This window comes from Pseudomonas sp., assembly GCF_032058845.1.
Classification (GTDB): Bacteria; Pseudomonadota; Gammaproteobacteria; order Pseudomonadales; family Pseudomonadaceae; genus Aquipseudomonas.
On record NZ_DAMCCR010000040.1, the window covers coordinates 23983 to 34871 of the forward strand.

The 10889-nt window shown below is 64.1% G+C and carries 8 protein-coding genes and 2 pseudogenes; 7 read left to right on the plus strand and 3 right to left on the minus strand.

What is annotated here, in order from left to right; genetic code table 11:
- Window positions 1–3 precede the first annotated feature (3 nt).
- Together recG and RT028_RS09970 are read left to right on the plus strand one after the other, a co-directional pair.
- Window positions 4–2082: an ATP-dependent DNA helicase RecG gene (gene recG / locus RT028_RS09965; protein WP_312934554.1), complete on the plus strand. Its 2079-nt coding sequence runs from the start codon at window positions 4–6 to the stop codon at window positions 2080–2082.
- Between the two features lie 79 nt (window positions 2083–2161).
- Window positions 2162–3565 (plus strand): aminoacyl-tRNA deacylase and HDOD domain-containing protein, encoded by a 1404-nt coding sequence (locus tag RT028_RS09970; RefSeq protein ID WP_312934556.1) that lies wholly within the window; start codon window positions 2162–2164, stop codon window positions 3563–3565.
- Window positions 3566–3596: 31 nt separating this feature from the next.
- On the opposite strand, the gene RT028_RS09975 is transcribed toward RT028_RS09970, so the two are convergent.
- A complete protein-coding gene (locus tag RT028_RS09975; protein ID WP_312934558.1) occupies window positions 3597–3971 on the minus strand; it encodes an SCP2 sterol-binding domain-containing protein in 375 nt (124 codons plus the stop codon).
- Window positions 3972–4244: 273 nt separating this feature from the next.
- A pseudogene (locus tag RT028_RS09980) lies at window positions 4245–4511 on the minus strand (HU family DNA-binding protein); the annotation flags it as partial.
- A 320-nt stretch (window positions 4512–4831) separates the two neighbouring features.
- On the opposite strand from RT028_RS09980, the gene RT028_RS09985 reads away from it, so the two are divergent.
- The 5 genes from RT028_RS09985 to RT028_RS10005 all read left to right on the plus strand — a co-directional run bounded on the left by RT028_RS09985 (window position 4832) and on the right by RT028_RS10005 (window position 10261).
- Window positions 4832–5389 carry a chorismate--pyruvate lyase family protein gene (locus RT028_RS09985; RefSeq protein WP_312934560.1) on the plus strand — a complete coding sequence of 186 codons (558 nt, stop codon included), beginning with the start codon at window positions 4832–4834 and terminating at the stop codon, window positions 5387–5389.
- Window positions 5389–6279, plus strand: a complete 891-nt coding sequence (gene ubiA, locus RT028_RS09990) for a 4-hydroxybenzoate octaprenyltransferase (RefSeq protein WP_312934562.1) — start codon at window positions 5389–5391, stop codon at window positions 6277–6279. Before RT028_RS09985 ends, ubiA begins: the two co-directional genes overlap by 1 nt.
- A 122-nt stretch (window positions 6280–6401) precedes the next feature.
- Window positions 6402–7091, plus strand: a complete 690-nt coding sequence (gene phoB / locus RT028_RS09995) for a phosphate regulon transcriptional regulator PhoB (protein WP_312934564.1) — start codon at window positions 6402–6404, stop codon at window positions 7089–7091.
- A gap of 83 nt (window positions 7092–7174) precedes the next feature.
- Window positions 7175–8446 carry a phosphate regulon sensor histidine kinase PhoR gene (gene phoR / locus RT028_RS10000; protein WP_312934577.1) on the plus strand — a complete coding sequence of 424 codons (1272 nt, stop codon included), beginning with the start codon at window positions 7175–7177 and terminating at the stop codon, window positions 8444–8446.
- Window positions 8447–8920: 474 nt separating this feature from the next.
- On the plus strand, window positions 8921–10261 hold the full coding sequence (locus tag RT028_RS10005) for a hemolysin family protein (protein ID WP_312934571.1): 1341 nt from the start codon (window positions 8921–8923) through the stop codon (window positions 10259–10261).
- Between the two features lie 268 nt (window positions 10262–10529).
- Here the strand turns inward: RT028_RS10005 and RT028_RS10010 are convergent.
- Window positions 10530–10889, minus strand: a pseudogene (locus RT028_RS10010) (response regulator); the annotation flags it as partial.

Genomic DNA, 10889 nt, shown 5'->3' on the forward strand with positions numbered 1-10889 from the left:
GCCATGAGCGAGCTGTCGAACGTGTCGGTCACGGCGCTCAAGGGCGTCGGCGAGGCCATGGCGGAAAAGCTGGCCAAGGTAGGCCTGGAAAACCTCCAGGACGTCTTGTTCCACCTGCCCGCCCGCTACCAGGACCGCACCCGTGTGGTGCCCATTGGCGAGCTGCGCCCGGGCCAGGACGCGGTGATCGAAGGCGTGGTCAGCGGCAGCGATGTGACCATGGGCAAACGCCGCAGCCTTGTCGTGCGCCTGGGTGACGGCAGCGGTACGCTGACCTTGCGGTTCTACCACTTCAGCAATGCGCAGAAGGAAGGCCTCAAGCGCGGCACGCACTTGCGCTGCTATGGCGAAGCCCGCCCGGGCGCTTCAGGGCTTGAGATCTACCATCCCGAGTACCGCGCATTGACTGGCGACGACACCTCGCCGCCCGTCGAACAGACCCTCACGCCGATCTACCCGAGTACCGAGGGGCTGACCCAGCAACGCCTGCGCCTGCTGTGCCAACAGAGCCTGACCCTGCTCGGCCCGCGCAGCCTGCCGGACTGGCTGCCGGCCGAGCTGATCCGCGACTACCACCTCGCGCCGCTGGACGATGCGATCCGCTACCTGCACAACCCGCCGGCCGACGCCGATGTCGACGAACTTGCCGAGGGCCACCACTGGGCTCAGCACCGCCTGGCCTTCGAGGAACTGCTCACGCATCAGTTGTCGCAGCAGCGTCTGCGCGAAAGCCTGCGCAAGCTCCGTGCGCCGGCATTGCCCAAGGCCACCCGCCTGCCCGCGCAGTACCTGGCCAACCTGGGTTTTGCGCCCACCGGTGCGCAGCAGCGTGTGGGCAACGAAATCGCCTATGACCTGAGCCTGCACGAGCCGATGATGCGCCTGGTACAGGGCGACGTCGGTGCCGGCAAGACCGTGGTGGCGGCGCTCGCGGCGCTTCAGGCCCTCGAAGCCGGCTATCAGGTGGCGCTCATGGCGCCGACCGAGATCCTCGCCGAGCAGCACTACATCACGTTCAAGCGCTGGTTCGAGCCCTTGGGGCTGGACGTCGCCTGGCTGGCCGGCAAGCTCAAGGGCAAGGCCCGGGTCAGTGCCCTGGAGCAGATCGCCGGCGGCGCACCCATGGTGGTCGGCACCCATGCGCTGTTCCAGGAAGAGGTGAAGTTCAAGCACCTGGCCCTGGCGATCATCGACGAACAGCACCGCTTCGGCGTGCAACAACGCCTCGCCCTGCGCAAGAAGGGTGTGGCCGGCGAGCTCTGCCCGCATCAGCTGATCATGACCGCCACCCCCATTCCCCGCACGCTGGCCATGAGCGCCTACGCCGATCTCGATACCTCGGTGCTCGACGAGCTGCCGCCCGGGCGTACGCCGGTCAACACCGTGCTGGTGGTCGACAGCCGTCGGTTCGAGGTGGTCGAGCGGGTCCGCGCCGCCTGCGCCGAGGGCCGTCAGGCCTATTGGGTGTGCACGCTGATCGAAGAATCCGAAGAGCTGACCTGCCAGGCCGCGCAGAGTACGTTCGAAGACCTGGCCAGTGCGCTGGGCGAACTGCGTGTCGGGCTGATCCATGGCCGCATGAAGCCGGCCGAGAAGGCCGCAGTGATGGCCGAGTTCAAGGCCGGCAACCTGCAGTTGCTGGTGGCCACCACCGTCATCGAAGTGGGCGTGGACGTACCCAACGCCAGCCTGATGATCATCGAAAACCCCGAGCGTCTTGGCCTGGCGCAGCTCCATCAGTTGCGCGGGCGGGTGGGCCGTGGCAGTGCCGCCAGCCATTGCGTGCTGCTGTACCACCCACCGCTTTCGCAGATCGGCCGCGAGCGGCTGGGCATCATGCGCGAGACCAACGATGGCTTCGTCATTGCCGAGAAAGACCTCGAGCTGCGCGGCCCGGGCGAGATGCTCGGGACCCGCCAGACCGGCCTGTTGCAGTTCAAGGTCGCCGACCTGATGCGCGACGCCGACCTGCTCCCGGCGGTACGCGATGCCGCCCAGGCGTTGCTCGCCCGTTGGCCCTCGCACGTCAGCCCACTGCTCGACCGCTGGCTGCGCCACGGCCAGCAGTACGGTCAGGTGTGATGAGCGTTTCAGAACCCATCCAGCCTGCGCGCCCGGCTGGTTATACTTTCGCGATTGCACACAGACTCTGGACCAGACCATGACTGAAGTTGCCCTCGACACCGCAACCCCACCCGCACCGTCTGTCATCCGACTGCTGCTCGACAAGCTCGGCGTCGCCTTCCACGAGGTTCACGCACCGCTGTCGTTGCCTGCCGCGCGCAGGGTGCAGGCTATCCTGCTGGACGATGAAGTCGGCGCATTGATGGTGCTGTTCCCACAAAGCCAGCTGCTCGACCTCAAGCGCCTCGAGGAGCTGACGGGGCGCAAGCTGGTGGCAGTGTCCGGAGCGCGCTTGAAAACCATGCTCGACAAGCACGCGCTGAAGACATTGCCGGGTATCCCCGCCCTGACCAGCTCGCCGTGCCTGTACGAACAGAGCCTGATCAGCGGCGAGTCGGTCTTTATCGAGTCCGGGCAAAGCGGTGTGTGGCTGGAGCTGCAACAGGACGCCTTCAAACGCTTGCTGAACAAGGCCAGTGCCGGCAATTTCGGTGAGAACGTGCAGCAGATCCAGCCCAACTTCGACCGCCCGGGCGACGACTCCCAGGAAATCTTCAAGGCGGTGCAGGTGTTCACCGCCCGGCGTATCCAGCAGCGCCTGGAGCAGACCATCGAGATCCCGCCGCTGGCCGACACCGCGCAGCGCATCATCAAGCTGAGGGTCGACCCCAACGCCAGCGTCGATGACATCACTGGCGTGGTGGAAACCGACCCGGCCCTGGCCGCACAGGTCGTGAGCTGGGCGGCATCGCCCTACTACGCGTCACCCGGCAAGGTGCGCTCGGTCGAAGACGCCATCGTGCGTGTGCTGGGCTTCGACCTGGTGATCAACCTGGCGCTGGGCCTGGCGTTGGGCAAGACCCTCAGCCTGCCCAAGGACAACCCGCAACAGATGACGCCGTATTGGCAACAGGCGATCTACACCGCCGCGGTCATTGAGGGCCTGAGCCGCGCCATGCCCCGTGCCAGCCGGCCGGAGGTCGGCCTGACCTACCTGGCAGGCCTGCTGCACAACTTCGGTTATCTGCTGCTGGCGCATGTGTTCCCGCCGCATTTCTCGCTGATCTGCCGGCACCTGGAGGTCAACCCGCACCTGTCACACACCTATGTGGAGCAACACTTGCTGGGTATCAGCCGCGAACAGGTCGGTGCCTGGCTGATGAACCTGTGGGACATGCCCGAGGAACTCACCGCGGCCCTGCGCTTCCAGCACGACGCCACCTACGAGGGCGAGCATGCGGCCTACCCCAATCTGGTCTGCCTGGCCAACCGCCTGCTGCGCGAACGCGGCATCGGTGCCGGCCCCCTGATGCCGATTCCGGACGCCTTGCTGGGACGGCTGGAACTGACGCGGGAAAAAGCCGAGGACGTGGTCAGTAAAGTGCTGGATGCCGAAGCACTGCTGCGCGAGCTGGCCTCGCAGTTCAACGCCCCGAATTGAGCTTCTCGAGGCTGGGCGCGGCGCAGCGCGTTCAGCTGTTCTTCCTGGGCTTGAGGGACTTCATCAGGCCCTGAAACCACATCACCAGCGCCGGGTTACCCTTGATCTGGATGCGCTTGTCCTGCACACCCTGCATGAACGCCAATTGCTTGTTGCTGGCCTGCAGGGTCTGGAAGCCGTAGGCAGCATCCTCGAAGGCAATGGCGAACGCCGGTTGAGCGTGCTGGCCGGAGCGGCTGCTGACCCGCTGCTCGTGCACGATGAAGTGCCGGGCGACCTTGCCGTCCAGGGTCTGCATCTGGAACACCAGGTCCTTGCCTTGGAGCTGCTGCTGAAACGCCGGGTTGTTGCGGCTGGCACGCGCCATGAGCAGCCCCAGGGCCCACAGCAGAAAACGGAACTTCATCTGCGCATCTCGACTAAAAAGTGACTGAGAAGCGCATTCTATCCACATGTATGGAATGACGTCGCTATTTCCATGGATGGTGCTGAATGAAAAACACAACGGGCGCCCTGAGGCGCCCGTTTTGCATCGATCAACAAGCCCAGCGGCCTATTTCTTGCCTTTGGCGCTCGGCTTTGCCGACGCGGCTGGTTTGGCTGGCGTGGTTGACTTGGCTGGCGTGGCTGGTTTGGCTGACGCGGTTGACTTGGCTGAGGTGGCTGGTTTGCTCGGGGTATCGATCATTTCACGCAAGGTCTTGCCGGGCTTGAACGCTACCGTGTTGCTGGCCTTGATCTTCACCGGTTCACCCGTTTGCGGGTTCTTGCCGGTGCGGGCGCCACGGTGACGTTTCTCGAAGGTCCCGAAGCCCACCAGGGTAACGGAGTCTTTGTCCAGTGCGCCGGTGATCGAGTCGAGTATCGCGTTGAGCACCAGATTGGCCTTTTCCCGGGTCATATCGGTTTTTTCGGCGATGACTGCGACGAGTTCGGGTTTACGCATAAATGAAGCCTCTTTGACGGGATTTTTTTTGTTATGCCGTGCTGCTCCATCGAGCAGCGCTCAAGGCACCACAGGCTCTAACCTGCGGCAGACGCAACTGAGAATGGCACGCTCCCCCTACCCACGCCAGTGCCTGAACCGGCAATGTCGCTGGGAGGTAATGCCATAGCTGCCATAGCAGACCGCTTTCGCGCCATTGCCTGTCTTCAACCGTTGCCAGCAGTGTTCCCGACCAAGCCAACAGGCGCCGTCCGCTGGACTGACCCCCCCTGCAAACATGCTAAGCTCGGCGCCTCCGTGGCCTGCATCAGCGTACCGACGTGTCCTATCAAAACCCGCAAGCAGCCGCTGCCGCGTGGCTGACGCTTCCTCATCTGCCCGCTGGGCTGGCGCCCACCCTGATGGACTGGTTGTTCGATCAAGGGTCACTGACTCGCCGGCTTGGCGAGCTGTCTGACCAGCACTTTTCCGTAGCCCCCCTGCAAGAAGGCTGGCAGTCCCTGCGTACTGACGAATGTCAGGCGCTCGGCCTGCCCGTCGGGGCTGAAGGCTGGGTGCGCGAGGTGTATCTGCGGGGTCATGGCCAGCCTTGGGTGTTTGCCCGCAGCGTCGCGTCACGTGCGGCGCTGGAGCGTGGCGGTCTCGACCTTGAAGCCCTGGGCACACGCTCGCTCGGCGAACTGCTGTTCTGCGACCACGCGTTCGTTCGCCACCCGCTCGAGGTGTGCCGCTATCCACAAGCGTGGCTGCCAGCCGATGCACCCCACGATCAGCTCTGGGCCCGCCGTTCACGTTTCGAGCGCGACGGTCTGAACCTGCTGGTCGCTGAAATCTTCCTGCCTGCCCTGTGGCAGGCCGCCGCCAAGGACGCTCGCTGATGTACCTGCAGATGCTCAAGTCGCTCAACCGTCTGCATCCGCGGGCATGGGACTTCGTCCAGTTGAGCCGCATGGACCGCCCCATCGGCATCTATCTGCTGCTATGGCCAACGCTGTCTGCGGTATGGATCGCTGGCAACGGCTCGCCCACCGTGGCCAACGTGCTGATCTTCGGTCTCGGCGTGGTGCTGATGCGCGCTGCCGGTTGCTGCATCAACGACTTTGCCGACCGCAAGGTCGATGGCCACGTCAAGCGCACCGCTGATCGCCCGCTGGCCGCCGGGCGCATCAACTCGCGCGAAGCCCTGACGCTGTTCGCCAGCCTGGTAGGCCTGAGTTTCGTGCTGGTGCTGTGCACCAACGCAACGACCGTGGGCCTGTCGTTCGGCGCCCTGGCACTGGCGGCCTGCTATCCGTTCATGAAGCGCTACACCTATTACCCGCAGGTGGTGCTGGGCGCAGCGTACTCCTGGGGCATTCCCATGGCCTTCACCGCCGCCACCGGCGAATTACCCGCCATCGCCTGGCTGCTGTACATCGCCAACGTGCTCTGGACGGTTGGCTATGACACCTACTACGCCATGGTCGATCGCGACGACGACCTGAAGATCGGCGTCAAATCCACCGCCATTCTGTTTGGCGAAGCCGACCGGGTGATCATCCTCAGCTTGCAGATGCTGTCGTTGGGCTGCCTGTTGCTGGCGGGCAACCGCTTCGAGCTCGGGGGTTGGTTCCACCTGGGGGTACTGGGCGCGGCTGCGTGCTTCGTCTGGGAATTCCGGTCGACCCGCAGCCTGGATCGCGATGCCTGCTTCAAGGCCTTTCTGCATAACCACTGGGCGGGTTTGCTGGTATTCGTGGGTGTGGTGCTGGACTACGCATTGCGGTAACACCTCTGACCTGCCGCCAGCCCACGCAGAACGTAGCCTGCACGATCACCTGTCACACAGCTGCAATAATTCCGTTATCTAATGCGCTGCACGACACGGTTACCCCAGGAGAGGTCCAGAGCATGGTTGGCAGAAGCATTCTGATCGTCGACGACGAAGCACCCATTCGTGAAATGATCGCCGTGGCGTTGGAAATGGCCGGCTATGACTGTCTCGAAGCCGAGAACTCGCAGCAAGCGCACGCCATCATCGTCGACCGCAAGCCGGACCTGATCCTGCTCGACTGGATGCTCCCCGGCACCTCCGGCATCGAGCTGGCGCGGCGCCTGAAGCGCGATGAGCTGACCGGGTCCATTCCGATCATCATGCTCACCGCCAAAGGCGAGGAAGACAACAAGATCCAGGGCCTGGAGGTTGGCGCCGACGACTACATCACCAAGCCCTTCTCGCCCCGCGAGCTGGTCGCCCGGCTCAAGGCGGTGCTGCGCCGCACCGGCCCTGCCGACAGCGAAGCACCCATCGAAATCGGCGGCCTGCTGCTCGACCCGATCAGCCACCGCGTGACCATCGACGGCAAGCCTGCCGAAATGGGGCCGACTGAATATCGCCTGTTGCAGTTCTTCATGACCCACCAGGAACGCGCCTACACCCGCGGCCAGCTGCTCGATCAGGTCTGGGGCGGCAACGTCTACGTCGAAGAGCGTACCGTCGATGTGCACATTCGCCGGTTGCGCAAGGCCCTGGGCGAGGTCTACGAGAACCTGGTACAGACCGTTCGCGGCACCGGCTACCGCTTCTCGACCAAGAGCTGAATTCGACCGGCGCTGTACGTTTTCTGCACAAGGACCGTCAATTGAACCAGAACTGGCATGCCACCCTGATTCGCCACCTGCTCATGCTGATCACCCTCTGCCTGCTCGGCGGCCTGGTGAGTGGCGAGTACGGCTGGAGCCTGGCATTGGGCCTGGCGCTGTATCTGGGCTGGACCCTCAAGCAACTGCTGCGTCTGCATGCCTGGCTGGCCAACCACAAGCCCGACGAAGCCCCGCCCGACGGCTATGGCCTGTGGGGTGAGGTGTTCGACAGCATCTATCACCTGCAGCGCCGCGACCAACGCGTGCGTGGGCGCCTGCAAGCGGTGATCGACCGCGTGCAGGAATCCACTGCCGCCCTGCGTGATGCGGTGATCATGCTCGACAGCGCCGGCAACCTGGAATGGTGGAACCGCGCGGCGGAAACCCTGCTCGGCCTGAAAACACCACAGGACGGCGGCCAGCCGGTGACCAACCTGGTCCGGCATCCGCGCTTCAAGGAGTATTTCGAAGCGGAAAACTATGCAGAACCGCTGGAAATCCCCTCGCCCATCAACGACCGCCTGCGTGTGCAGCTGGACATCACCCGCTACGGCAACAACGAGCACCTGATGCTGGTACGCGATGTGACGCGGATTCATCAGCTCGAACAGATGCGCAAAGACTTCGTCGCCAATGTTTCCCACGAGCTGCGCACGCCGCTGACCGTCATCGCCGGCTACCTGGAGACGTTGCTCGACAACGTCGATGAGGTGAATCCGCGCTGGGCGCGTGCCCTGCAGCAGATGAGCCAGCAAGGCTCACGCATGCAGACCCTGCTCAATGACCTGCTGCTGCTGGCCAAGCTCGAGGCCACCGACTACCCGTCCGACAACCAGCCGGTGGCCATCGATGCCATGCTCAAGGCCATCCAGGCCGATGCCCAGGCGCTGTCCGGGCCGCGCCGGCAGCAGATCAGCCTGGAGGCGCAGGCGGGCGTCAGCCTCAAGGGCAGTGAAACCGAGCTGCGCAGCGCCTTTTCCAATCTGGTGTTCAATGCGGTGAAGTACACCCAGGACGCCGGCGTCATCCGCATTCGCTGGTGGTCGGATGCCCAGGGCGCGCACCTGACGGTGCAGGACTCGGGGCCTGGCATCGAGGCCAAGCACCTGCCGCGCCTCACCGAACGTTTCTACCGCGTCGACTCCAGCCGCGCCTCCAATACCGGCGGCACTGGCCTTGGGCTGGCAATCGTCAAGCACGTGCTGCTGCGCCACCGCGCGCGTTTGGAAATCAGCAGTGTGGTGGGGCATGGCAGCACCTTTACCTGCCATTTCCCCTTGAGCCAGATCGCGGTCCTGCAGGAACGACGCTAGCCGCTGCACATCGTGGGCGTTCGCCCGCGGCAAGGCGCCACGCTGTCGCGCAGAGCGCGGGCCCGTGAGAGGGCCAACCGTCTTTCGTTCAAGTCCGGGCAAAGGGGTTGTGTGGGCGGGATTCGTCAGTTGAAGCCATGTTGCCTGCCATGCGCTGGCCTCGCCGCCCCGCGCGACTCTCGTCGCGCCCACAGGGATCTGCGCGGGCATTTGCAGTTCACACCGTCGGGTGGTCAGCGGGCGGCATGGCAGGTCCGATGGCTGCAATCGCGTGACTCCAGTCAGGGCTTGTCAGGTTTGTCAGGGCTGCTTCACACGCCATCGCGAGCAAGCGGATGCCTGCACAGGCTGCGTGTTATCGGCACCATACTTTGCTTTTATGGTCTCACCCGCTACATTGGATCGCTTGTGCCGGCCTGTGCTGGCACTTTTTTTCCCCCACCCATCACTGACGGACCCCGTAAAAAATCCATCATGGACCCTTCCCCTGCGTTTAGCCTTGCCTCGCTGTTTGCCGATTTCGGCATGATTCTCTTCGCGCTGTTCCTGGTCTTGCTCAACGGCTTCTTCGTCGCCGCCGAGTTCGCCATGGTCAAACTGCGCTCAACCCGGGTCGAATCGATTGCCGAGCTGCATGGCTGGCGCGGTGGCATCCTGCGCAAAGTCCACAGCCAGCTCGACGCGTACCTGTCGGCGTGCCAGCTGGGCATCACCCTGGCCTCGCTGGGCCTGGGCTGGGTCGGTGAGCCGGCATTCGCGCACTTGCTCGAACCGCTGCTGGCCTACCTGGGCGTCGACAGCCCGGAGTTGATCAAAGGCGTGTCGTTCTTCATCGCCTTCTTCGTCATTTCCTACCTGCACATCGTGATCGGTGAGCTGGCGCCCAAGTCCTGGGCGATCCGCAAGCCCGAGCTGCTGTCGCTGTGGACGGCGGTGCCGCTGTACCTGTTCTACTGGGCCATGTACCCGGCCATCTACCTGCTCAACGCCAGCGCCAACGCCATCCTGCGTATCGCCGGCCAAGGCGAGCCTGGTCCGCACCACGAGCACCATTACAGCCGCGACGAGCTCAAGCTGATCCTGCACTCGAGCCGGGGCCATGACCCGAGCGATCAGGGCATGCGCGTGCTGGCCTCGGCCGTGGAAATGGGTGAGCTTGAAGTGGTCGACTGGGCCAACTCCCGCGAAGACATGATCAGCCTCGATTCGCGGGCGCCGCTCAAGGAAATCCTGGCGATGTTCCGTCGCCACAAGTTCAGCCGCTACCCGGTCTACGACGCCCAGCGCGAAGCGTTCATCGGCCTGCTGCACATCAAGGACTTGCTGCTGGAACTGGCCGAGCCCGACCACCGCCCGGACACCGTCGACCTCGACGACCTCACCCGCCCGCTGGAGCGCGTGTCGCGGCACATGCCGCTGTCGGAATTGTTGGAGCAGTTCCGCAAGGGCGGTGCGCACTTCGTGCTGGTGGAAGAAGCCGACGGCAAGGTCATCGGCTACCTGACCATGGAAGATGTGCTGGAAGTACTGGTCGGCGATATTCAGGACGAACACCGCAAGACCGAGCGCGGCATCCTTGCCTACCAGCCCGGCAAGCTGCTGGTGCGTGGCGATACACCGCTGTTCAAGGTCGAACGGCTGCTGGGCGTCGACCTCGATCACATCGAAGCCGAGACCCTCGCGGGCCTGGTCTACGAGACCCTCAAGCGCGTGCCGGAAGAAGAAGAGCTGCTGGAAGTCGAGGGCCTGCGCATCATCATCAAGAAGATGAAAGGCCCGAAGATCGTTCTGGCCAAGGTGCTCAAGCTCGATTGACCTGTAGTAACGCGTGATGTCCAGGGGGCCGGCTGTGCCGGCCATCGCGGCTAAAGCCGCTCCCACAGGGTTGGACGCCATCCCGTGGGAGCCAACTGTCTTTCATGAGGGACTGACAAACGGTCGGACCAGGCCTTTGTCGACAGCAACGCGGTCCTGTAGGAGCGGCTTTAGCCGCGATGGGCGGCGCAGCCGCCCTGAACGCTCAGCTCAAGATCCGGAACCGATCCCTTCCTGCACCCTTCAGCCATCACCCTCACCGCGCAGATCACCCCCCGGGCGTGAAGTGCTTCTGCGCAGTACCGCGCGCGATCAGGCGGGAGAGGTAGTCGAGCTTCTGCGCATCCTGGTCGACGAACTTGAAGGTCAGCTGCAGCCAGTCACTGTCGGGGCGTGCTTCCAGCGCCGCGATGGCGTGCAGATAGCCATTCAGACGCGCCACTTCGGCGTTCTCGCCCTGTTCAAGGTCCAGCACCGCGCTTTCCAGCACCTGTGGCAGTGTCTCGCCACGACGGACCACCAGCAACGCTTCCTTCAGGCTCAAGGCCTTGATCACGCAACCCTGCGCACCGCTGGCCAGGCGCAGTTGCCCTTGGCCGCGCCCCGCCGGTGCCGCCGGTGCCGGGGT